Below are 22,160 nucleotides of genomic sequence, written 5' to 3'. Positions count from 1 at the left end.
CGGCGTGCCATCACATATAAACAGGGCGCGTGGCGTTGCGGCACGCGCGCAACGGTACAGCCCATCTCCCCGGTGGGCCGTCCTGGAAGAACAGGGGAATTTGCAACGCCCGATCGGCCTGTTCTCGCCGGATCGGGATCAATCCTCGTCAGCGCCGCCCTCAGGGATGCGGTCGCCGACGTACACCTCGCCGAAGAACTCGTCCTGCCAGAGCGCAAGTCTCCCCTCAAGCATCAGGAAGAGGAGCGGGATGTACACCTCGCGCCGGGTCCGCCCCATCGCCGTGGAGAGGCCGGCGAGCGTCAGGACATCCCCGTCCCGGTTCGCGCGCCGGAACTCCTCCATCACAGCCGAGACCGCCTTCTGGTACCCCTCGTCGTGTGCCACCGCCACCACATCGCCGGCGCTGAGGTCGAGATCCGGCTCCCGCTCCGCCGGAGCCCTCCGGCGCTGCCTGCGGCGCTGCTCTTTCTCCGCCGTCTTCAGCTGCTTGATCAGCTCGTAGAGCGTGACCGGCGGCCGTTTCCGGAGGCTCTTACGCCCCAGGCGGCGCTGGATCTCGCGCTCCAGGCGACCTATAGGCTCGCTCTCATCACCTGAGCTGAAATCAAAGTCGATATCCGGAAATGCATCGTCCTCATCATCAGGAGAGGCCTCATCGTCCTCCTCTCCATCCCACCCCTCGAGATACTCCGACTTCAGGCGCAGCAGGCACGCGGCATAAAAGAGCGTCCTCCCCGAGACCCGCAGGTCCAGTTCCTTCCGGCGGTCGAGCTCGGCGAGAAACCGGTCCGTCACGTCCACGATATCGACGTTCCAGGGATCGATCTCTCCCCGCTCGGCCATGCCCGCCAGGATCTCGACAGGTTCTTCATCCATTGTTCTGCACACCGGTCACGTAGGTGCTCTTGTCGGGGCGGATCGTCACGCCCACGATCCGGTCGGCGCGCTCGATCATCGGCTTTCGGAGCGAGACGATGATCGACTGCGCGTTCCCGGAGAGGTCGCTGATCATGGCGGCGATCCGGCCGACGTTGTTCCCGTCGAGGAACATATCCACCTCGTCCAGCGCATAGAACGGTGCGGGCATGTACTGCTGGATCGAGAAGATGAACGCGAGCGTGGTGAGCGACTTCTCACCCCCCGAGAGCGCGGAGAGGAGGTGGACCTTCTTGTCGCGGGGCTGGACCGCAAACGTCATGCCGCCGGCAAACGGGTCATCCTCGTTCTCGAGGACCAGCCTCCCGCTCCCCTCCGTCAGCCGCGCGAAGATCTCCTGGAAGTTCGCATCGATCGCGTTGAAAGCCGTCATGAACGCCTCGTACTTCATCTTCTCGTACCGCTCGATCCGCTCTAACAGCATCATCCGCTCCCGCGAGAGCACCTCCTTCTTTGCGGTCCGCTCCTCAACGCGCGTAGCGACCCGGTCGCATTCCTCGATGGCGAGCATGTTCACCGCGCCGATCTTCTTTAGCGCCCGTTCAGCCTCCGCTATCCCCGCATCGATAGCCGCAAGGTCGAGGTCGGTCTCCACGTCGCCGGCCTGCTCCCGGAGCGCCGCAAGCTCCGCGAGGAGCGTCCGTTCCCGCTCCGCGAGGGCGTCGATCTGCATCCGGGTGCGCTCCATCGCGCCCGAGAGGTCGAGAGCCTGCCGGTCCAGCACCCGGATCTCCTCAAGGATACGGTCCCGCTCGCCGTGCAGGCCGGCAAGCTCGTTCGAGAACTCCTTCTGGCGGGTCTCCAGTTGAACGATCAGGCGGCGCAGGCTCTCGATCTGCTCTGTGGCGGCGGCGATCTCGCCGTCGATCTCCTGGTTCTTCGCCGTCAGGCGGTCCCGCTCCGCGGTGAGCTCCTCTGCCCGGTTCGCGAAATGCTGCCTCTCGCGTTTGGCGTCGGTGATATCCGCGTCCTTGTTCCGGAGCCGGCGCTCGATATCCTCGACGGATTTACGGTGCCGCTCGTACTGCTCGGTGAGCGCGGGGATCTCCGTGTCGTCGAGTTTCTTCTTGAGGGCGTCGACCTCCCCCGAGATACGCGCGATCTCGACGGTGATGCGTTCCCGGTCCGCCTCGAGCCGCGCAAGTTCCTCGCCGCCGGCCTTCGCCTCAAGGAGCATCTCCTGCAGGGTCTCCGCGAGGGCCTGCCTCTCCCCGGCGAGCACTTCCATGCGCTTCGAAAACTCTTCCGCGAGCATGCGGTAGCGCGCAATCTGCTCGTCGACCGCACTGCGCTCCGCCCGCTTCGCCTCCGCGGCCACCGCAAAGCGGCGTATGGACGCCTCGATCTCCGCCGCCTCCGCCTCGAGGCCAGCGAGCGTCGCACGGACCCGCATAATCTCGTCGTCGACCGCCACCCCGAACCCGCGGACCTTCTTCGTCTGCGCGCCGCCGGTCATGGCGCCGCTCTTCTCGACAAAATCCCCCTCCAGGGTGACCATCCGGTACCGGCCCATCAGTCGCCGCGCCCGCTCGAGGGTGTCCACCACCACCGTCGCGCCGAAGACGACCCGGAAGGCGCGCTCGAACGCCGGGTCGAACTCAAGGAGGTCGACCGCGTAGCCGACGATGCCCGGGTCCGCCTCGAGCGGCGCGAGCACAGGAGGACGGAGCTTGTTGAGCGGCAGGAAGGTGGCCCGCCCGAGACGGTTCTCTTTCAGGTAACGGATCGCGTCGGCCGCGACCGCATCGGTATCCACGACCACCCAGCGGAGCCGGCCCATCGCCGCCACGTCGAGCGCGGTCGCGTACTCCGGCGGCGCCCGGCCAAGCTGCGCCACGGTGCCGTGGACCCCTTCCATGCCAAGGACGGCGTCCATCGCCCTTCCACCGGCATCGCCCTGCGCCTGCTGCTGCGCTTCAAAGCGCATCAGGCTCTGCTGGTTCTCCCGGATCTCCTTCTGCAGCCGGTCAAGGGCCGAGCGCCGCGCAAAGAGGGTGCTCTCGGCCTCGGAGAGGTCGCGCTCAATCCGGCGCTTCTCTGCCTCGCAGCCGGCCGCGCTGGAAGCGTAGTCCGCCGCCTGCGCCTGTTTGTTCGCCAGTTCCTCCTCGATCTGGCGGGTGCGCGCCTCCAGGCGCTCGCGCTCCGATGTCCGCATCCGGCTCTTCTCGATGAAGATGTCCTGCTCGCGGAGGATCTTCGCCCGGAGCTCCTTCTTGTTCTCAAGGTCCTGCATCCGCGCGAAGAGCTGGTCCTTGACCCCCTCGACCTCCTTGCTCTCGCTTGCAATGCGCTCCTCGACCGCCGCGAGCTGATCGCGCTTTGTTGCGAGCTCCATCGCGAGGTTCGCCCGGTCGATCGAGAGGGTGCGGATCTGCCCGGCGCACTCCTCGACCTTCGCCTCGGCGCGCCTGCCGTCCATGTAGACCCGCTGGATTGTTTCGAGGTTCTCGTCCCGGCCGGCCGCGAGACGCTCGATGGTCTTCTCGGCGAGCTTGATCCCGCCCCGCGCCTCCTCGAGCCGCCCGACGAGCGCCAGGTACTCCGGGCCGCTCTTTTTGTTGATCTCTTCGTCGACCGCATGCCGGCGCCCGCGTGCTTCCTCGGCCCGCGCCCGGACGGCATCGGCCTCACCGGCGGTGCGCCCGAGCGCCTCCTGCTGGTCGAGCGCGAGCGTATGGAGAGTGCCGACCTCCTGCTCTTTCTGCCGGACGAGTGCCGCACCCCGGCAGCGGTTGAGGTGTTCCAGTTCGTCCTGCCACCGCCGGTACTCCATCGCCTGCTCGCGCTCGTGCTGGAGCGCGTCCAGCCGCGCCACGAGCTCGTTTAAGAGGATCTCCTCGCGCTCGATCCGCTCCCGGACCACCTCAAGCTCCGAGAACGCCTGTTCGCGCTTATGGTCGAACTCGGCGACACCCGCTATCTCGTCGATGATCTTCCGCCGCTCGGTGTCGCTCATCTCCATGATGCGGGTGATGTCGCCCTGCATCACGACGTTGTACCCCTCCGGCTTGATCCCGATCTTCGCGAGGAACTCGATGACGTCGCTCTGCTTGCAGAGACGGTTGTTTAGGTAGTTGTAACTGTAGTATCCCGCCGGGGTCCGCTTGATCCGGCGGCGGATCGTCGTGCCGTCCGAGAACGTCGCCGTCACTTCGGCGGTGTTCTTCCCGGAGTTGACGTTGATGAGATCGGTCAGTTTCTCGGCCCGCAGCCCCCGCGCACCCGAGAGAGCCAGGACAAAGAGGATGCTGTCGATGATGTTGCTCTTCCCGGAGCCGTTCGGGCCTGAGACGACCGTAAACCCTTCAAAAAAAGGGATTTTCGTCTTTCTCGCGAAAGACTTGAAGTTGTCGATCTCAAGCTGCGTGATGTACAAGGATCGGGCTCCCCTGGTTATCTGTCGAGATCGACGGTGTCGTCCTCTTCAGCCTGGATGACGCTCTCGACCTCCCGCTTCTTCTGCTCCACGAAGAGCGTCCGGTCGGACGATTTGCCGCCCCGGCCCCGGCCCTTCGCCGGGGCGTTCCCGAACTTGTTGCTTGCGATGATATACTCCGAGGATCTCCGCGGCTCCGGTTTCAGCGTCCCGTCGTTCTGCATGATAAGTTCCATGTTCGCGTCGTCCTGGTCCGCACGGGCCCGCTGCTTCTCCACCGGCCGCGCGGATTCCCGGGGTTCGGCGGCACGCACCGGCCGGGGCCCGGCGGCGGCGCGGGGCTCCGCCTGGAGCGTCGCCCCGGCCCTCCTCCCTTCGGCCGCGACGGGCTTAACCTTGCGTTCTTCCGTCTCCCGGGAGAGTTTCATCGTCACGGACTTGAGGTCCAAAACCTCCTCCGTCAGGCCCTTGACGAGGGCCTCGAGCTCCCGCACCTTGCGCTCCAGATCGCGCAGGCGCTCATCGCCCGCATCCGGTACCGCCGGCTGATCAGACTCCGTCATCGTCTCCATCTCCTTCTCGCGTTCCGCGAGTTCCCGCTCAAGGAACCGTATCCTCGCATCTTTCTGTGCCATTGTCTCCCTCGAATTAATCCTTGATAATAATTACGTAATAATATTACTATGGATTCCCGAAAAGAAGAATGATTACTTTTTATCCGGGATATGTCAGACTACAGGCCGGCAGTCGCCGGATATGCAGCCTGCACGGACAAATCCTGCAAAAGAAAGAATATTACCTCACCAAAGCAACCTTTTTTCTGCATGTCTAATCTGGCAAACTTCGATCCGGAAGTCGCAGGCGTCATCGAGAAGGAGCGCCTGCGTCAGATCAACGGGTTGGAGCTGATCGCCTCCGAGAACGTCGTCAGCAAGGCGGTTCTCGAGGCGATGGGCTCCATCATGACCAATAAGTATGCCGAGGGCTACCCCGGCAAACGCTACTACGGCGGTTGCGAGTTCCACGACGTCGTGGAGAACCTGGCGCGCGACCGGATGTGTAAACTCTTCGGGGCGGAGCACGCAAACGTCCAGCCGCATTCGGGAAGCCAGGCAAACCAGGCGGTCTACTTCGCCTACCTCAACTACAAGGACAAAATCATGAGCCAGAGCCTCACCCAGGGGGGCCACCTCTCCCACGGCTCGCCGGTCAACATCACCGGGCGCTGGTACTCCATCTTCCACTACGGCGTCGACCCCGTGACGGAGACGCTCGACTACGCGGTCATCGAGGATATGGCGCGGATCGTAAAACCCCAGATCATCGTCTGCGGCGCGAGCGCCTACCCGCGCGAGATCGACTTTAAGGCGTTCCAGGAGGTCGCCGACACCGTCGGTGCGCGGTGCATGGCCGACATCGCCCACATCGCCGGACTCTGCGCGACCGGATACCACAACTCCCCGGTCGGCGTCGTCGATATCGTGACGACGACGACGCACAAGACCCTGCGGGGCCCCCGGGGCGGCGCCATCATGTGCGGCAAAGAGGACGCCGCCGCCATCGACAAGTCCGTCTTCCCCGGCATGCAGGGCGGCCCGCTGATGCACATCATCGCCGCAAAAGCGGTCTGTTTCAAGGAAGCGCTGACCCCCACGTACAGGGACTACTGCGGACAGGTCGTCAAGAACGCACGCGCGATGGCCGGCGTCCTCGCAGAGGAAGGGCTCGACCTCGTCTCCGGCGGCACCGACAACCACTTAATCCTCCTTGACCTGACCGGGGTTTCCACAAACCACGAGCACCTCACCGGCCTTGCGGCCGAGACCGCGCTTGGAGAGGCGGGCATCACCGTCAACAAGAACACCATCCCCCGCGAGCAGCTCAGCCCCTTCGTGACGAGCGGTCTGCGCATCGGCACGCCGGCCGTCACCTCCCGTGGCATGAAAGAAGAGGAGATGAAACAGATCGGTCACTGGATCGCCCGGGTCGTGAAGGATGTCGCCCGCGACCGGACCTCAAAGAAGGCGATCACCGAAGTGAGGGAAGAGGTTATTGCCCTCGCAAGCAAGTATCCCCTCTACCCAGAAGTAGCATGATACTCGACGGAAAAGCGGTCTCTGAGAAGAGGCTCGAGATCCTCAAGGAGAAGATAGACGAGTCCGGGCTCTACCCACGCCTCGCGACCGTCATCGTGGGAAACGATCCCGCATCGCAGATGTATGTCCGGATGAAGCACCGGGCGTGCGAGCGCGTCGGGATCGGGTCCGTCGGCATCGAGCTCCCGGAGGACGCCTCCACGGAACGGGTGCTTGAGACGATCGCGCGCCTCAACAACGACCCGGACATCGACGGCATCCTGGTCCAGCTGCCGCTCCCCCGGGGCGTGGACACCACCCGCGTCATCGATGCGGTCGCGCCCATAAAGGATGTGGACGGGTTCCACCCCTTCAACCTGGGCCGCCTTCTTGCCGGGAAACCGGTCTACGCCCCCTGCACCCCGCAGGGGATCATGACGATCCTCGACGAGTACGGGATCCCGGCCCGCGGGCAGCGGGCGGTCGTCGTCGGCCGGAGCATCGACGTAGGGAGGCCCATGGCCGCCCTGCTCCTGAATGCCGACGCAACCGTCACGATCTGCCACTCAAAGACGAGGAACATCGAGGACGAGACGCGGAACGCCGACATCCTGGTCAGCGCGGTCGGAAGAGCGAAGTTTGTCAGGCCGGAGATGGTAAAGGTTGGCGCGACGGTCATCGACGTCGGGATCAACTACGACGAGCAGGGTAAACTCTGCGGCGACATTGATTTCGAGGCGGTGCGCGAGCGGGCGGGGGCGATAACCCCGGTCCCCGGCGGCGTCGGCCCCATGACGATCGCGACGCTGATGGAGAACACCTTCAAGGCAGCCAGGTTGAGGACATGCTGCGACGAGACTGCACGATAAACCGCCTCCGGATCGGCGGCGACGCTCCCGTCCGCCTGATGGGCGTCATCAACTGCAGCCCCGAGTCGTTCTACCGGGGTTCCTACACCCCGGCCGGCCGGATATACGACCGGGCTCTTGCCATGATCGATGCGGGCGCCGACCTGATCGACCTCGGGGCGCGGAGCACGGCTCCGGGCTCTTCCCCCATCACCGTTGCCGAGGAGGCGGCACGGATGGACACGGCGCTCTCCGAACTCGACGGGACCGGGATCACCCTCTCGGTGGACACCCGCTATGCGGAGGTGCTCGAGGTCTGCCTCCGCCACGACGTCCACGCGGCAAACGACATCTCCGGTCTTGCCGACGAGCGCTACGCCCGGGTGGTCGCCGACTCCGGGCTCCCGGCATTCGTCATGGCAAGTTTCAGGGAGCCTGGCGATGCGGTCGGGCTTGCCGCAACGCTCGCCGCGCTCGATGCGGTTGTGGCGCGGTGCGCGCGCCTCGGGATTGAGGACGTAGTCCTCGACCCCGCTGTCGGGAGATGGGTCCCGGGGAGGACGAGCGAGGACGACTGGGAACTCTGCCGGAACTTCGAGTCGTTCTCGTCCTTCGGCCGCCCGGTGCTCGCTGCGGTCTCCCGGAAGACGTTCATCGGGGATCTGCTCGGGAGAGAGCCCGAAGACCGGCTCGCCGGGACGCTCGCGGTCACGGCGATGCTGGTGGAGAAGGGAGCGAGCGTCGTGCGGAGCCACGACGTCCGCGAGACTGCCGACCTCCTGCGGGTCTCCGGGAAGATGAGGAGACTATGACGACACCGTCGTTCTCGGTCTACGGCCTCGCGACCGCGCTGATCTGTGCCGGCGACGACGTCGCGGCTCACCTCATCGCGGCGGCCGGGCGTTCGGAGTGCGGGGGGTTTTTGGCCGGCGACGTCGTGGTCGTCGCCGAATCGGCCGTTGCCACCGCCGAAGGGCGGGCCGTGCACCTTGCCGGTGTCGAGCCGTCTGATGAGGCGCTCAGGCTCGCTGAAAAATACCATATGGACCCCCGCCTCGTCGAGGTGGTCCTCCGGGAGAGCGACCGGGTCGTCGGGGGCATCCCCGGGTTCCTGCTCTGCATGAAGAACGGGACGCTCCTCCCGAACGCCGGGATCGACGCCTCGAACACCCCCCACGGCTCCGTCCTCCTCCTGCCGGCCGACCCCGACGCATCCGCGGCGCGGATACGCACGGCGATCAGGGTTCGGTCGGGGGCGGACGTCGGCGTCATCGTCATCGATTCAAGGACGCACGCGATGCGCCTCGGGTGCAGCGGGGTCGCCATCGGGTGCTCAGGGATCCCGTCGGTGCTCGACGAATGCGGAAAACAGGACCTCTTCGGCCGCGAACTCGAGGTCACCAAGCGGGCAGTGGCGGACTGCATCGCGTCCGCCGCGGAACTCGTGATGGGAGAGGCAAACGAGTGCGTCCCCGCAGCCGTGGTGCGGGGGCTCGGGCTCCCGGTCGGCGACTACGCCGGGGTCGCCACCATCGACGCGTCAGAGTGCCTCTTCATGGGCGTCGCGCTGCACGCCGACCCGTCCCTTCTCGTCGATGACAAGAGAGAACCCTGAGTTCTCCAGGTACTCCCGGCTCTTCCTCCCTTTTCCATGGATCAGGATCTCGACGAGGTCTTCCTTCTCGTCGATATCGGTCGACATCCGGAACGAGTCGATCACCTCGACGGAGAAACCGCACTCTCCCGCGATCCGCAGGTGGTCGAGGAAACTTGCGCCGTAGTAGTCGGCGCGGAAGCACCGGGGCTTTTTGAGAAATATAATGTTCGTCCCGCCGCCCCGGCCCGGCACGATGGCCATATCCTTCTCGGTGCGGATCAGCCGCTGGATGTCCCCGGCCGTCACCAGGGGGAGGTCAGCCATGATGATGAGTGCCGGACAGTGGAACTGCCCGAGCGCCCAGTTGATCGCCTCGTTCAACGACTCTTTCCTGACGGCGACGAGCGCGTTCTCGTGCTTGAACGGGTGGGTGCAGAGGAGGGTGGCGCTGCACCCGGACTTCAGCACGGATGCGATCACGTCTTCAAGCATCGCCCGGGCGAACGCCTCCCGCTCTTCCTGGTCGAGGATGCAGGAGAGGCGTGTCTTTGGGTTGACGGGCTTAAAGGGGATGAGCGCGTGGAAGTACATTGAGAAACAGTTGTCGGGATAGCATCAAAAAGGCATCGTTACGGTTGTGCGCCGGACACCTGACCCCTAACCTTGATGTGGAAAGGTGCCGACATATACCCATGCACCGCCGCGTGATCACCTTCTCAAGGAACGCGTTCCTCCCCTTAACGACGGTCTGCAGGAACCGTTGCGGCTACTGCTGTTTCCGGACGCCGGTACGGGAGGGGTGCGTCATGCCTCCCGGCGAGGTGCTCCGCACCATGGAAGCGAGCGCGAGTCTCGGCTGCACGGAGGCGCTCTTCACCTTCGGGGAGCGCCCGGGTGCGGTGCCGGGGTTTGCCGCCGTGCTCGGCAGGATCGGCTATGCCGACATCCTCGACTACGTCTACGACCTCTCTCTTGCGGCCGTAAGAAGGGGGCTCCTCCCGCACACCAACGCCGGCATCCTCTCCTACGAGGAGCTCGACCGGCTCCGCGCGGTGAACGCGAGCATGGGGCTGATGCTCGAGACGACCGCAGAGATCCCTGCACACCGCGACTCCCCCGGAAAGGATCCGGCGGTCAGGATCGAGATGATCGAGAACGCCGGCAAGCTCTCGATACCGTTCACGACCGGGATCCTGGTCGGGATCGGCGAGACGATGGAGGACCGCGAGGAGTCCTTCGAGGTCATCCGGGACCTTCATTCGCGGTTCGGCCATATCCAGGAGGTGATCGTGCAGAACTTCTGCCCGAAACCCGGGACACTGATGGAAGGCGCACCGGCGCCCGACACGGACGAACTCTGTGCGACGATAACCCTCGCCCGGGAGATCCTCCCGGCAGACGTCGCAGTGCAGATACCCCCGAACCTCGCAGACGCATCGCACCTGGTCGGGTGCGGCGTCGACGACCTCGGCGGGGTCTCCCCGCTCACCATCGACTACGTCAACCCCGAGCGCCCCTGGCCGCAGATCGAGGAACTGAAGAGGGTTGCCGGGGACGCCGAACTGCGGGAGCGGCTCTGCATCTACCCGCAGTATATCGAGAAGGGCTGGTATTCCCCTCTTCTCGAACCCCTGATCCGGCGGCTCGCGGCGCGGATCGCGGCACCCGGCCAGGGGGAGGGTGCATAACCTCATCATGCATCCCGATCAACACCTACGAGGAGATCTGGCGATGAAACAGGTTGACCTCCTCTACACAGGGAAGGCTAAGTCCGTCTATCGCACCGACGACCCGGACGTCTACATCATGAAGTTCCGGGACGACATCACGGCCTTTGACGGCGGGAAGAAAGATACCCTGGGCGGCAAGGGGAGATATAACGCGGAAGTCTCCTCGTTCTTCTTCAGGTACCTGGAGGAGAACGGGATCCGGACCCATTACCTCGCGAGCGTCGAACCCGCCGTCATCGCGGTGCGGGGTCTCACGATGATCCCGCTCGAGGTGATCGTGAGAAACGTCGCGGCCGGCTCCATCGTGCGCAACTACCCGTTCCGGGAAGGAGAGGTGCTCGATCCGCCGGTGATCGTCATCGACTACAAGAGCGACGCCCACCACGACCCGATGCTCAACGACGACCTGATCTACGCTCTCGGGCTTGCCACGCCCGAAGAACTCGACCAGATCAAGGCGATGGCACTCGCGATAAACGAGGTGCTCTCGGAGTACCTCGATGCGCGCGGCATCACCCTGGTCGACTTCAAACTCGAGTTTGGCCGGAGTAATGCCGAGATCGTCGTCGGCGACGAGATCAGCATGGACTCGATGCGGCTCTGGGATAAGGAGACCGGGGCGTCTCTTGACAAGGACGTCTACCGTTTCAACAAGGGAGACGTCCTGGAGACGTACGCCGGCGTCGCGAAACGAATACTCGCGCCGCCCAAAGGAGGATCTGCATGAACTATACCGTAACCATCACCATTGCACTCAAGGAAGGAATGCTGGACCCCGAAGCGCGCGCCATCCGGCACGCCCTCGCGAACCTGGGGTTCCCGGCCGGGGACCTCGCTACAGCGCGCCTTTTCCGGATCACGCTCGACGCGGCGGATGCGGCGGCGGCGAAAGAAGAGGCACGGCAGATGTGCGAGCGGCTCCTCGCAAACCCGGTCATCCACCGCTACACGATTGAGGTCGAGTGAGGTATGAGGTTTGCTGTGGTGCAGTTCGGCGGGAGTAACTGCGACCGGGACACCCACCACGTTCTCGCGGACGTCTGCGGGGTCGATACGGACCTTGTCTGGTACAAGGACGGCCTCGTCCGCCCTTACGACGCCGTGGTGCTCCCGGGCGGGTTCTCCTACGGCGATTACCTCCGGGCGGGGGCCATCGCCGCCCGGACGGCGATCATGGCCGATGTCGTCAGGCACGCGAAGGGCGGGGGGTTGGTCCTCGGGATCTGCAACGGCGCGCAGATCGGCTCTGAGGCCGGACTGGTCCCTGGCACGTTCACGCTGAACGCCTACCCGAAGTTCATATCGCGGCACGTCTACCTCCGCGTCGAGAACGCCGCATCCCCGTTCACCAGCCTCTACCGGGAGGGCGAGGTTGTCCGGGTGCCGATTGCCCACAAGGAAGGCCGGTATGTCGCCCCCGCGGACGTGATCGCACGGCTGAACCGTGAGGGAAGGGTCGCGTTCCGGTTCTGCGACGAGCACGGCAACGCAACACCGGAGAGCAACCCGAACGGGTCGGCGGAGAACATCGCCGGCGTCCTCTCGGAGGCGGGAAACGTCCTCGTGATGATGCCGCACCCCGAGCGGGCGAGCGAGTCCGTCCTCGGAACGGAGGACGGGGTCAAAATCTTTAACTCGATGATAGCCCATATCGAAGAGCACGGACGGCAGGAGGCCTGATACATAGTATGACCGAAGAAGAGATCGAAGCGACGCGCGCGAAGGCGAAGGCCTACGCGAAGGAGAAAGGCTACGTCTTAAACGTCGACGAGAAACAGCTCTCGGCCGTCCTCCGCGGGCTTGCCCGGAACAAAGAGCGGTTGGGGGCGGCATACTGCCCCTGCAGGCTCCGGAGCGGGGATCCCGAGAAGGACCGGATCATCATCTGCCCCTGCCTCTATCACGAGCAGGAGATCGAAGAGCAGGGGTCCTGCCACTGCAGGCTGTTCTTCAAGAAAAAATCCGAATAAAACCCTTTTTGTTCGCCCTCCCGGCCCCGGGACAGGGTGATTTCTCTCGGGACCGACGGGCTCCGGCGTTGAGCGCAAAGGAAGGTCACGAATGCATCGGTTCCCGGGAACCAAAGAGATTACCGCTCAGGTTTCACTCTATCCGGAAGGCCGCGAAGGGGGGGCACGCCCGGGCATTGCCCTCGCCCTCCCGGGGATAGGGGAGGAGGCCGGGGGCCGGCGAGGCGAGAGAATACAGAAAAGAACATCCGGGCGTCATTTTAGCCGGGGAGGGCTCGTCACCTCTCCCGCCCCCTCCCCGTGGCGATAGCCACCACGGTCTACCACCCGGGGGGAACCTGGGAAGAACCGGATCCGGGCTCGCTCTCCCCTCCGCCGGAAAACCGCTGTCAGCGCCGCTCCCCCGGCACGGCTTCCCATCGGGTATCGCCATGACTGCCCCTGCCCCCGGGAGGGGGCTACAGGCGTATGGCAATCTGTAGGAATTGAGTCTGGACGCTGAAGACACGAGGCAGAGACAGGGGAGGGACGGCCCCTCCCGTCAGCCCCACCCCCGTGGCGATAGCCACCACGGTCCAGTGCACGGGAGATCCCAGGAAGATCCGCCCCGGGTCGGCTCTCCCCGCCCTTCCCGGGAAACCGATGTCAGCGCCGCTCCCCGGGCACGGCTTCCCATCGGGTATCGCCATGACTGCCCCTGCCCCCGGGAGGGGGCTACAGGCGTATGGCAATCTGTAGAATTTGAGTCTGGACGCTGAAGACACGAGGCAGAGACAGGGGAGGGCTCGCCCTCCCGTCAGCCCCCGGGCGATAGCCACCACGGTCCAGTGCACGGGGAGATCCCAGGAAGATCCGCCCGGGTCGGCTCTCCCCGCCCTTCCCGGGAAACCGATGTCAGCGCCGCTCCCGGGCACGGCTTCCCATCGGGTATCGCCATGACTGCCCTGCCCCGGGAGGGCGGGGAGAGAAGCGCGGGCGGGTGGGGATGCCGGAGAAGTGTATGGGTATGCCACCTGGGTGAAGCGCGGACGGGTGGGGATGCCGGAGAGGGACGTAAAGTATCCTCCAGGAAGCGCGGGCGGGGTGGGGATGCCGGAGAAGTGTATGGGTATCCCACCTGGGTGAAGCGCGGGCGGAGTGGGGGATGCCGGAGAGCGCGTATGAGTAACCCGTCTGCCGGACTTCGCAGGCGCCAGCACCGGATACACGGCACACGCCCGTTGGGCGCGAACGGGGGACCGGCCCTCGTCCGGCCCCTCACCGCCGGAGAGCGCGGCCGTGCCTCAAGACATTGTAGACCGCGTAGAACCCGACGAGCACCGCGAAGACGTAGCCCAGGGCGGCGAGGGTCGTGACGTAGCCGGGGACCGGGAGGTCGGCCACCCGGAGCACCAGCGAAGAACCCACGACGATCGCGGCGACCACCAGCCCGACGATGATCTTGTCGCTCGTCCGGTCGATGACGCCGACGATCTTCCCAAGGTCGGTATCCTCAAGCTCGATCGTGACGGTCCCCTCCGAGAGGGTTTTTAAGGTCTCGTTCACGTTCGCCGGGATGGCAAGCAGCCCCTCCGCCGCGCCCGCGAGCGACCGCACCGCATTTGCCATGGTTTCGGGGGACAACCGCTGCTGCGCCGCGATTCCCGTCAGGTAGGGCCGGATCCGCTGGTCGAAGTTAAACGTTGGATCGAGCCGGGTGCCGACATCCATCACCATGACGATCACCTTCATCATCAGCATCAGGGCAGGCGGAACCCGGATGTGGTACCGCCGGAGGGTGTCGGTCAGGCCCCGGATCGCTACCGCAAAGTTCACCTGCTCAAGGCGCATCTCCCGGTAGTCCAGCAGGACCAGGTAGAGGTCGTCTTTGACGGCGTCAAGGTCGGCAGGGTCGATATGCACGTCGAGCCTCCTGAGCGCCGAGACCACGCCCGCGACGTCCGTCCGGGTCATGGCGAGGAGGAGATCGACAAAGACACGCTTTCTTTCCGGGCGGAGGACCCCGACGATACCGTAGTCGAGGAAGGCGATCTCGCCCCGTCCCGTCACGAGAAGGTTTCCGGGGTGCGGATCCCCGTGGAAGAAACCGTCGACGAAGATCTGCTGGACGTAAGCCTGAAACCCGAGATCGGCGATCTCCTCCGGGAAGAGGCCGAACGCGCGGATGGCCGCCACGTCGTCGATCCGGACCCCCTCGACGTAGTCCATGGCGAGCAGACAGGGGCCGGAGATCTCCCAGTGGATCCGGGGGACCCGCACGCACGGGATGTCGCGCATGTTCCTCCTGAGACGCTCCGCGTTCATCCCGTCCTGGGAGAAGTCCAGCTCGCGCCGGATCTGGACCGAGAACTCGTCCACCATCCCCGGCAGATTGTAGACCTGCAGGTCCGGGAAGAGCGACTCCACCCGCCGTGCAAGCGACTGCAGGATCAAAAGATCGGTCTCGATCAGGTCGACGATCCCGGGGCGCTGCACCTTGAGGGCGACGACCCGGCCGTCCCTCAGCACGGCCCGGTGCACCTGCGAGAGGGAGGCCGCCGCGACCGGATCGGCCTCGATGATGTCGAAACACTCCTCAAGGTTCGGGCAGTACTTCCGGATCTCGGGCAGGATCTCCACAAACGGGAGCGGGGCAACCTGGTCCTGCAGCCGCTGCAACTCCTCGATCAGTTCAGGGGGGAGAAGTTCCCGCCGGGTGCTCATGATCTGGCCGAACTTGATGTAGGTTGGCCCCAGTTCCTCGAGCGCAAGACGGATACGCTCGTATACCGACCGTCTCTCCTCAGCGGGTTTCGGGGCCCCCCGCAACCGCCCGATCCCGGGGAAGACCTCCTCGACCAGGATATCAAAACCGTACTTCGCCAGCACATCCGCAATCTGCCGGTAGCGCCGGAGCCGGGTGACCATCGGGATGAACTCTGCACTCCCGATACTTAAGGCATGGGGCCCGGCTCATCCCCGGGAGAGCGACTTCCAGGGATAGGGGACGGCGAGGAAGAGGGGGAAGGCAAGGCCGATCGCGAGCGGGATGGTCGTGAGGCCGAGCGGGAGGGAAGCCGTCAGGTCGGCGATCCACCCGGTGACCGCGACCCCCATCCCGCCCACGCCGACCGCGAGCCCGAGCATCAGGCCGGAGACGAGCCCGACGTTCCCGGGGGCGATCTCGTGGGCCATGGCGACGGTGACGGCGAAGGTCGACCAGAGGATGAACCCAAAGATCATCAGAGCGATGAGCGAGAGAATGCCGCCCGTCGAGAGGAAGACGAGGAACGGCGGGACGGCGGCAACCAGCCCGACGAGCGTGTACTCCTTGCGGCCGTAGCGATCCGAGAGCGTGCCCCCGACGACCTGCCCCACGACCCCGGCGATGAGCATCCCCGAGACGAGCAGGTTTGCGGTCACGAGGTCGATCCCCCGCAGGGTGAGGACGGTCGGGAGGTAGGCGACCGAGCCGAAGATCGCCCATGCCCGGAGGCCCGAGGCCGCGACCAGGAGGGCGATCGCCCGGTAGGCGGGCCGCTCGCTTGAGGCGGGCGCCGGCCGGTTCTCCGGGCGCTCCGGGGCAGGGAGGACCCGCCGGAGCACCGCCGCCATCGCTACGCCGGGGACGGCGAGGATGACGAGGCCGGGAAGACCCATGAGGCCGACCGCCACCCCGGCGCAGATGGGGCCGATCGCGTAGCCAAGATTCCCGCCGATGACAAAGTAGGAGGTGATCCGGCCCCGGCTCGCGTCCCGGGTCAGGCGGCTGACGGTCCCGAGCGCGCTCGGGTGGAAGAAAGCGTGTCCCAGCGCCGCGACGGCGACGGACGCGAGGACGAGATGGTAGTTGTTGAAGAGGCCGATGACGGATATGAATATCGCGCTTATCGCCACGCTCGTCCCGACGTGGACGGCAAACCCCCGGGTATCAAAGACCCAGCCGACGAGCGGCTGTACGAGCGACGACGTGAGGTTGTAGACCGTGACGATCAGCCCCGCGAGGAAGAACGAGTAGCCCTGCTCCGCGATGAGGAGCGGCAGGATCGCAGGGAGGACCGGCGAGTAGAGGTCGGTCACCAGGTGGGCGGCCGAGAGCCCCCAGACGGACTTGGTATCGGAGGTCACGGTATTAGATCCGCCGTAAGCGTATGACCTCTACAGTAATATCCACTCGCTCTTTGCGGTGGTGGGCAAACGTCCGCCGGAGGGGAAACGCGCACCGGATCACCTCGTCGATCGCCGCCCGGCCTTCGGTATAGGCCGCCACGAACGGGGTCGAGCCCTCGTTGAAGATGCCGTAGACCACACCCGCAAGTTCGAGCGCCCGATCGATGAACGGCCGGTCGGCGTGCGCCTTCTGCGCCCCGAACGGCGGATTCATCACGACGGTGTCGCACGCGAGCCGCGCCCAGTCGACGCTGGGGCTCCGGACGTCGGCGACGAGAAACTCCACGGAGACGCCGAGCATCTGCGCGTTCCGGCGGGCGGCGTCGATTGCGGCCGGATCGATCTCCACCCCGGTCACGGCCGAAGCGCCGAGGAGCGCCGCGCCGCAGGCGAGGACCCCCGTCCCGCACCCGAGGTCGCAGACCCGGCGCCCCTCGATCGCGCCCTGCATGGCGGCGTGGTGGAGGAGGCGGGCCGCCACCGGCGCCGGGGTCTGGTACTGTTCGAGGCGGGCGGTCGGCCGCCCGAAGCCTTCGAGGCGTTCGAGCCGCATCTCAAGGTGCCGGAGGTTCATGCAGCGAGGTACTCGTCTATCGTATAATCGTCCCAGGACCGGGCCCCGCAGAGGATCTCGAACTCCGGCGGCGTCAGCACCGGGACGGGGAACCGGGCCTGATCGTCGTAGGCCAGCCGGGGGCAGGCGGTGTTCACGTAAGCCGCAAAGCCGAGGTCGAGGAGCTCGCCGGGCGAAACCTCGCGCATCATGACCAGCACCGCCCGGTCGGAGAGGGCGACAAGCCGCCGGGCAAGCCCCATCCGCTGCTGCCCGCTTTTTGTGCTGACGATGATCCCGAAACTCTCAGCGCCCTCTGCCTTCGCCATCACCGCGGCGCGGCGGCGGACCAGGCGGTCGGCGTCAACCTCCTGCGCTTTTCGGGTGTAAGGGTCGAGCGCCACCACCCTTGAACGGGTCGCAAGCTGGATGCCGATGGGGTGAAAGACCCCGGTCCCGACAAAGAGGATCTCGTCTGCGCCCGTCGCCCGCGCGGCGGCGAAGTTGCACCCGAGCACCTGCCCCACGAGCGGTGTGCGCCCGTCGCCGGGCGCGACGACCGCCTCGATCCCGCGCTCGCGGAGGTAGGCCGCCATCGCGCTGAGCAGGTGGACGTGCTGGACGGTCGTGACGAGACCGATCCGGCGGGTGCGGAGGAGCGGCAGGGCTGCCTCAAGGGCGTTCACGTCGAAGTCGAACCTGACAGGCTCGTAGATGACATCCGGGCGGTCCTCGACCGGCGCATGGCCGAAATGGACCAGGACGTCAGCATGCAGAAGGGTGTCGAGCGCGAGATCGCAGGCCCCGTAACAGGGGTCGCCGCTGACGACCACGAAGAACCCCGCGTCGCGGAGGGCGGCGGCTACCTGTGGCGCCTGTCGCGCGAGCCCGGCGGGGAACTGGAGAGCGACGGACCGTACAGCGCGCTCGTGGAGTTTCACGACGAGGTCAGAGACAGGTATCAACGACACGCACCCGGTCCTCGGAGACCTCGATCTTGACCAGGGTCTTGAGCGGCCGGCCGATATCAGCGTCGCCCCGGCCGATGACCACGCATATGTCGGCGATATCGGCACCCACCTGCCCGAGCGCGCTGATAAGGGCGCGTAGCGTCCCCCCGGTGCTGCAGACGTCGTCGATGATCACGACCCGGTCGCCCGCACCAACGCCGTTTAAGTAGAGTTCCCCCTTCGAGTAGCCCGTGGTCTGGTGGACCGCAACCTCCCCGGGGAGGTTGTAGGACCGTTTCCTGACGACCACGAGCGGGATATCGGTCATCATCGAGAAGGCGACGCCGATGTGGATACCCATCGCCTCGCAGACGACGATCTTGTCGACGCCCGAAAGGTCGAGGATCCGCACCATGGCGCACGCGACCTCGCGGAGGAGCGCGGGCTCGACGAGCGGCACTCCGTCGGTGATCGGGTGGATGAAGTAGTTGTACTCCCCGCGCTTCATGACCGGGGAGGTTTCCAGCGAATGTATCAGGCGTTCAAGCATGCACATCACTCATATCTCCGAGAAACGCTTCTATCACGTCGCGGGTGACGTGGGGCATACAGACGATCCGTATATGCCCGGCGCGGGTCGTCGAGACCCGCCACCCCTCCGGCGCACGGCCGCAGGAGAACGTCGCCACGTTGACGTCCGGGGTCACCGCCCGTTCGTAGCCGAGCGTCTCCATCCCCTCGATCAGCCGTCGAGTATTCTCCATACACCCGGCGACCACCGCCCGCATGCCGTCCATCCCCAGGTACTCGAGGACCGCAAACGCGGCGGCCACCGACGCCCCGGGCCGGGTGCCGGCAAGGGTGCACTCCCGCTTCACCGTCAGGTAGGGCGTATCGACGTTGAGGCACGAGAAGCACTCCGGGTTCCTGACCAGGAGACAGCCGGCCGGGATGGTGCTCATCCCCATCTTGTGGGGGTCGACGGAGATGGAGTCGACCCCGGGGAGCCGGAAGTCGAACGGGATCGGCCGGTCGAGGAACGGCACCACCATCCCGCCGAACGCGGCGTCGACGTGGAAGAAGATGTCCCGGTCAAGGGCCACATCGGCGAGGCGGGCGATGGGGTCGACCACCCCGTACTCCGTCGTCCCGGCAATCCCGACGATACAGACCGTGTTCCTGTCCACGAGAGCCTCGACCGCCTCCGCGTCCACCCGGAATCGGGCGTCGAGCGGGGCCGTCCGCATCTCGAGCCCGAGGATATCGCAGGCTTTCTGGAACGAGAAGTGGCTCGACGCCGGGACCACGACGTTTGGGGACTCCACCGGCTTTTGCTTCTTTGCTATCCGGAACGCCTGGATGTTCGACTCCGTCCCGCCGCTCGTCGCATATCCCCCGGCTTTCGGGTGGTGCATCAGCGCACCGAGCCTCCGGACGAGGAGTTCCTCAAGTTCCGCCGTCCCGGGGAAGAGCCCGGGGTCGCCGAGGTTGGTCTCAAGGAACATGGCATGCGCCCGGGCCGCGACCGGGTGGGGCGGCGTGCACATCGAACTTAAGATGTTCCGGTAGCCGAGATCCTTCTCTCGCTGCGATGAAAGGAAGGAGAAGAGATCTCCCTCGGGGCATCCTTGCTCACGCATTTCTTCTCGCCGCATCTAACAGGATCTGCCGCTCTTTGCGCGCAACGGCCTCACGGATGCGCGGGACGGCATCGATGTTTGCGGAGACGCTGGTGATGCCGTGCCCGACGAGCCATGCGACCATAGCGGGGTCGGAGCCGGCCTGGCCGCATATGGAGCACTCGATCTCGTGCTCGCGGCAGGCTTTGATCGCGTAGTCGATCAGCCGGAGCACGGCGGGGTGCTCGGGCTCGTACATGTCGGCGACGTGCTCGTTGTTCCGGTCGATGGCGAGCGTGTACTGGACGAGGTCGTTCGTCCCGAACGAGGCGAACCGGATCCCGGCCCTGATGAAGTCCTCGATCAGGATGGCGCTGCTCGGGATCTCGACCATGACGCCGAGGGTTGCGTTCTCCACGTCGACCCCCCAGTCTTTCATCATTGCCCGGGCCCGGATGAACTCGCCGGGATGGTTGACCATCGGGAACATCACGCCGAGGTTGCTGTAACCCGCGGCCCAGAGTCTCTTGAACGCCTCGACCTGCAGGCGGAACTGGTCGGGGCTCCGGAGGTCCCGGCGGATCCCGCGCCACCCGAGCATCGGGTTGTGCTCGATCGGCTCCTCTTCCCCGCCCTCCATGTTCCGGAACTCGTCGGTCGGGGCGTCGAGCGTCCGGACCCAGACGGGTTTTCCCGAAAAAGCATCGAGCACCGTCTTGATGCCGCCGTAGAGTTCGCTGATGAACTCTTCCTCCCTGCCGTGCTCGACGTACCAGCCCGGGGTCTTGTTCAGCCCGAGAATGAGGTGCTCGATCCGGAGGAGGCCGACTCCGTCGGCGCCGGTTGCGGCGGCCCGCTTTGCGGCCTCGGGGAGGGAGACGTTCACCTTGACGAGCGTGCCGGTGATGACCGGGGCGGGCGCTGCCGCCACCGTCGCGGCTGCCGGTGCCGGCGCCGGGGCCGCAACCGCTCCCTCGTAGATGGTGCCTTTCTCCCCGTCGACGGTGATGACCTGCCCGTCCTGGAGCACCTTCGTCGCCTTCTTGGTCCCGACGACCGCAGGCGTCCCGAGTTCCCGGCTCACGATGGCCGCGTGGCAGGTCATGCCGCCTTCGTCGGTGACGATGGCGCTGACCCGCCGCATCGCCGGCACCATGTCGGGGTTGGTCATCTTCGTGACCAGGATGTCGCCTTCCTTGACGGCGCTCGTGTCCTTGACGTCGCGCACGATCACGACCCGGCCGCTTGCGACGCCGGGGGACGCGCCCTGGCCTTCGAGGAGCACCACGCCGAGCGGTTTTTCAGGCCGCGCGCCGGGTCCGGCCCCGGGGCGCGGGATCTCGGGCCGCCGGATCGTCGTGATCGGCCTCGACTGGAGGATGAAGACGTCGCCGCCGACGATCGCCCACTCGATGTCCTGCGGGACGCCGTAGTGGCTCTCGGCGATCCTGCCGAGCGTCGCGAGGCGCGCCACCTCGGCGTCGGAGAGGACCGGGGCAGTGCGCTGTTTCTCGGAAAGGTTGACGACCTTCGTCCCGTGCTCTCCCTCCGGCACGATCATGATCTCTTTCTCGGCGATCAGGCGGTCGACCACCCGCTCCGAGCGCAGGTCAAAGACGTAGTTGTCGGGCGAGACGCTGCCCGAGACGACGGCTTCTCCGAGCCCCCAGGACCCCTCGATGATGGTCAGGGGTTCGCCGGTGACGGGGTGGGAGGTGAACATGACGCCGGACTTCTCCGACCTGATGAGTTCCTGCACGACGACGGCGATGTTTACGCTCCGGTCGTCGAACCCCTGCTTGGCCCGGTAGTAGACGGCACGCGCGCCGTACAGGGAGGCCCAGCACCGCTGGACTGCGTCGACGAGGTCTTCGTCACCAAGGATATTGAGAAAAGTCTCCTGCTGGCCGGCGAAACTGGCCTCCGGCAGGTCTTCGGCGGTGGCGCTCGAACGGACGGCGACGACCGTCCCGTTCGCCCCCATCCGGGCGTATGCATCGGTGATCTCCTCGCGGATATGGTCGGGGATCTCGACGCTCAGGACGAGGTCCTGCGCGTCACGGGAGACGGACTCCAGCGCTCCGTTGTCGTCGACGTCGAGGCGCTCCAACCGCCGGAAGAGCGTCTCCTCGATCCCGGTCTCGACAAGGAACTTGCGGAACGCCTGCGCGGTCACCACAAATGCTTTCGGCACGGGAAGACCGATTGCCGTCATCTCACCAAGAGATGCCCCCTTTCCGCCTACGGAGGGGATATCTTCCTTTTTTATTTCTTCGAGCCACAGAATGTTGGGCATTTCCTTCATTCTCGCACCACACATATACTTCTCACCATTACATAAAAGATTTCGGAGG

20 protein-coding genes are annotated in these 22,160 nt (G+C 65.6%); 9 read left to right on the top strand and 11 right to left on the bottom strand.

The genetic code is table 11. From position 1 onward, the window contains the following. Positions 1 to 138: 138 nt before the first annotated feature. From QZ408_RS13080 to QZ408_RS13070, 3 genes are read right to left on the bottom strand one after another with little or no spacing between them, the layout of a single operon-like run. Positions 139 to 879, bottom strand: a complete 741-nt coding sequence (locus QZ408_RS13080; protein ID WP_292492157.1) for a segregation/condensation protein A — start codon at positions 877 to 879, stop codon at positions 139 to 141. After that, complete coding sequence (gene smc, locus QZ408_RS13075; protein WP_292492155.1) at positions 872 to 4,315, bottom strand: chromosome segregation protein SMC; 3,444 nt, start codon at positions 4,313 to 4,315, stop codon at positions 872 to 874. The genes QZ408_RS13080 and smc overlap by 8 nt, the downstream gene beginning before the upstream one ends. 17 nt (positions 4,316 to 4,332) lie before the next feature. Beyond that, positions 4,333 to 4,950 carry a hypothetical protein gene (locus QZ408_RS13070; protein ID WP_292492154.1) on the bottom strand — a complete coding sequence of 206 codons (618 nt, stop codon included), beginning with the start codon at positions 4,948 to 4,950 and terminating at the stop codon, positions 4,333 to 4,335. 189 nt (positions 4,951 to 5,139) lie between these two features. On the opposite strand from QZ408_RS13070, the gene glyA reads away from it, so the two are divergent. From glyA to cofE, 4 genes are read left to right on the top strand one after another with little or no spacing between them, the layout of a single operon-like run. Further along, a complete protein-coding gene (gene glyA, locus QZ408_RS13065; RefSeq protein WP_292492152.1) occupies positions 5,140 to 6,411 on the top strand; it encodes a serine hydroxymethyltransferase in 1,272 nt (423 codons plus the stop codon). Then, positions 6,408 to 7,259: a bifunctional methylenetetrahydrofolate dehydrogenase/methenyltetrahydrofolate cyclohydrolase FolD gene (gene folD / locus QZ408_RS13060; protein ID WP_292492150.1), complete on the top strand. Its 852-nt coding sequence runs from the start codon at positions 6,408 to 6,410 to the stop codon at positions 7,257 to 7,259. The genes glyA and folD overlap by 4 nt, the downstream gene beginning before the upstream one ends. Beyond that, positions 7,235 to 8,050 (top strand): dihydropteroate synthase, encoded by an 816-nt coding sequence (gene folP, locus QZ408_RS13055; RefSeq protein ID WP_292492148.1) that lies wholly within the window; start codon positions 7,235 to 7,237, stop codon positions 8,048 to 8,050. Before folD ends, folP begins: the two co-directional genes overlap by 25 nt. Then, the gene (gene cofE / locus QZ408_RS13050) at positions 8,047 to 8,853 is read left to right on the top strand and encodes a coenzyme F420-0:L-glutamate ligase (RefSeq protein WP_292492146.1); all 807 of its coding nucleotides are present in this window, start codon (positions 8,047 to 8,049) and stop codon (positions 8,851 to 8,853) included. Before folP ends, cofE begins: the two co-directional genes overlap by 4 nt. On the opposite strand, the gene cofC is transcribed toward cofE, so the two are convergent. Beyond that, entirely contained in the window at positions 8,779 to 9,426 is a 648-nt protein-coding gene (gene cofC / locus QZ408_RS13045) for a 2-phospho-L-lactate guanylyltransferase (protein WP_292492144.1), read from the bottom strand. The two genes, cofE and cofC, sit on opposite strands and share 75 nt — an antisense overlap. A 101-nt stretch (positions 9,427 to 9,527) precedes the next feature. Here cofC and cofG point away from each other — a divergent pair, with 101 nt between their 5' ends. Genes cofG through QZ408_RS13020 form a run of 5 tightly spaced genes read left to right on the top strand, consistent with a single transcriptional unit; the run spans position 9,528 to position 12,535 of the window. Next, positions 9,528 to 10,523, top strand: coding sequence for a 7,8-didemethyl-8-hydroxy-5-deazariboflavin synthase CofG (gene cofG, locus QZ408_RS13040; RefSeq protein WP_292492142.1), 996 nt, complete (start codon positions 9,528 to 9,530; stop codon positions 10,521 to 10,523). Positions 10,524 to 10,566: 43 nt separating this feature from the next. Further along, entirely contained in the window at positions 10,567 to 11,292 is a 726-nt protein-coding gene (purC, locus tag QZ408_RS13035; protein ID WP_292492140.1) for a phosphoribosylaminoimidazolesuccinocarboxamide synthase, read from the top strand. Beyond that, entirely contained in the window at positions 11,289 to 11,531 is a 243-nt protein-coding gene (gene purS / locus QZ408_RS13030) for a phosphoribosylformylglycinamidine synthase subunit PurS (protein WP_292492137.1), read from the top strand. Before purC ends, purS begins: the two co-directional genes overlap by 4 nt. A gap of 3 nt (positions 11,532 to 11,534) precedes the next feature. Then, the gene (gene purQ / locus QZ408_RS13025) at positions 11,535 to 12,245 is read left to right on the top strand and encodes a phosphoribosylformylglycinamidine synthase I (protein WP_292492135.1); all 711 of its coding nucleotides are present in this window, start codon (positions 11,535 to 11,537) and stop codon (positions 12,243 to 12,245) included. Between the two features lie 8 nt (positions 12,246 to 12,253). Next, complete coding sequence (locus QZ408_RS13020; protein ID WP_292492133.1) at positions 12,254 to 12,535, top strand: ferredoxin-thioredoxin reductase catalytic domain-containing protein; 282 nt, start codon at positions 12,254 to 12,256, stop codon at positions 12,533 to 12,535. A 1,257-nt stretch (positions 12,536 to 13,792) separates the two neighbouring features. Here the strand turns inward: QZ408_RS13020 and QZ408_RS13015 are convergent. Genes QZ408_RS13015 through ppsA form a run of 7 tightly spaced genes read right to left on the bottom strand, consistent with a single transcriptional unit; the run spans position 13,793 to position 22,111 of the window. Beyond that, complete coding sequence (locus QZ408_RS13015) at positions 13,793 to 15,442, bottom strand: AarF/UbiB family protein (protein ID WP_292492132.1); 1,650 nt, start codon at positions 15,440 to 15,442, stop codon at positions 13,793 to 13,795. 45 nt (positions 15,443 to 15,487) lie between these two features. Then, positions 15,488 to 16,642 carry an MFS transporter gene (locus QZ408_RS13010; RefSeq protein WP_292492130.1) on the bottom strand — a complete coding sequence of 385 codons (1,155 nt, stop codon included), beginning with the start codon at positions 16,640 to 16,642 and terminating at the stop codon, positions 15,488 to 15,490. Positions 16,643 to 16,646: 4 nt separating this feature from the next. Next, positions 16,647 to 17,258 carry an METTL5 family protein gene (locus tag QZ408_RS13005; protein ID WP_292492129.1) on the bottom strand — a complete coding sequence of 204 codons (612 nt, stop codon included), beginning with the start codon at positions 17,256 to 17,258 and terminating at the stop codon, positions 16,647 to 16,649. Next, complete coding sequence (gene dph2, locus QZ408_RS13000; protein ID WP_292492127.1) at positions 17,255 to 18,202, bottom strand: diphthamide biosynthesis enzyme Dph2; 948 nt, start codon at positions 18,200 to 18,202, stop codon at positions 17,255 to 17,257. The genes QZ408_RS13005 and dph2 overlap by 4 nt, the downstream gene beginning before the upstream one ends. After that, complete coding sequence (gene hpt / locus QZ408_RS12995) at positions 18,186 to 18,737, bottom strand: hypoxanthine/guanine phosphoribosyltransferase (RefSeq protein WP_292492125.1); 552 nt, start codon at positions 18,735 to 18,737, stop codon at positions 18,186 to 18,188. Before hpt ends, dph2 begins: the two co-directional genes overlap by 17 nt. After that, entirely contained in the window at positions 18,730 to 19,827 is a 1,098-nt protein-coding gene (mfnA, locus tag QZ408_RS12990) for a tyrosine decarboxylase MfnA (RefSeq protein ID WP_292492123.1), read from the bottom strand. The genes hpt and mfnA overlap by 8 nt, the downstream gene beginning before the upstream one ends. Then, positions 19,820 to 22,111 (bottom strand): phosphoenolpyruvate synthase, encoded by a 2,292-nt coding sequence (gene ppsA / locus QZ408_RS12985; protein ID WP_292492121.1) that lies wholly within the window; start codon positions 22,109 to 22,111, stop codon positions 19,820 to 19,822. The genes mfnA and ppsA overlap by 8 nt, the downstream gene beginning before the upstream one ends. Positions 22,112 to 22,160 lie beyond the last annotated feature (49 nt).

The organism is Methanoculleus sp. 10 (assembly GCF_913757945.1).
In the GTDB taxonomy this organism is placed as follows: domain Archaea; phylum Halobacteriota; class Methanomicrobia; order Methanomicrobiales; family Methanoculleaceae; genus Methanoculleus.
The sequence above is the reverse complement of the archived record's forward strand: the minus strand, read 5'-3'. Positions and strand labels throughout refer to the sequence as shown.

Bases quoted from the DNA above. Each gene is read 5' to 3' on its own strand.
- QZ408_RS13080 (WP_292492157.1), bottom strand. From the start codon at position 879: ATGGATGAAGAACCTGTCGAGATCCTGGCGGGCATGGCCGAGCGGGGA.
- QZ408_RS13070 (WP_292492154.1), bottom strand. From the start codon at position 4,950: ATGGCACAGAAAGATGCGAGGATACGGTTCCTTGAGCGGGAACTCGCG.
- glyA (WP_292492152.1), top strand. From the start codon at position 5,140: ATGTCTAATCTGGCAAACTTCGATCCGGAAGTCGCAGGCGTCATCGAG.
- folD (WP_292492150.1), top strand. From the start codon at position 6,408: ATGATACTCGACGGAAAAGCGGTCTCTGAGAAGAGGCTCGAGATCCTC.
- folP (WP_292492148.1), top strand. From the start codon at position 7,235: ATGCTGCGACGAGACTGCACGATAAACCGCCTCCGGATCGGCGGCGAC.
- cofE (WP_292492146.1), top strand. From the start codon at position 8,047: ATGACGACACCGTCGTTCTCGGTCTACGGCCTCGCGACCGCGCTGATC.
- cofC (WP_292492144.1), bottom strand. From the start codon at position 9,426: ATGTACTTCCACGCGCTCATCCCCTTTAAGCCCGTCAACCCAAAGACA.
- cofG (WP_292492142.1), top strand. From the start codon at position 9,528: ATGCACCGCCGCGTGATCACCTTCTCAAGGAACGCGTTCCTCCCCTTA.
- purC (WP_292492140.1), top strand. From the start codon at position 10,567: ATGAAACAGGTTGACCTCCTCTACACAGGGAAGGCTAAGTCCGTCTAT.
- purS (WP_292492137.1), top strand. From the start codon at position 11,289: ATGAACTATACCGTAACCATCACCATTGCACTCAAGGAAGGAATGCTG.
- purQ (WP_292492135.1), top strand. From the start codon at position 11,535: ATGAGGTTTGCTGTGGTGCAGTTCGGCGGGAGTAACTGCGACCGGGAC.
- QZ408_RS13020 (WP_292492133.1), top strand. From the start codon at position 12,254: ATGACCGAAGAAGAGATCGAAGCGACGCGCGCGAAGGCGAAGGCCTAC.
- QZ408_RS13015 (WP_292492132.1), bottom strand. From the start codon at position 15,442: ATGGTCACCCGGCTCCGGCGCTACCGGCAGATTGCGGATGTGCTGGCG.
- QZ408_RS13005 (WP_292492129.1), bottom strand. From the start codon at position 17,258: ATGAACCTCCGGCACCTTGAGATGCGGCTCGAACGCCTCGAAGGCTTC.
- hpt (WP_292492125.1), bottom strand. From the start codon at position 18,737: ATGCTTGAACGCCTGATACATTCGCTGGAAACCTCCCCGGTCATGAAG.
- mfnA (WP_292492123.1), bottom strand. From the start codon at position 19,827: ATGCGTGAGCAAGGATGCCCCGAGGGAGATCTCTTCTCCTTCCTTTCA.
- ppsA (WP_292492121.1), bottom strand. From the start codon at position 22,111: ATGAAGGAAATGCCCAACATTCTGTGGCTCGAAGAAATAAAAAAGGAA.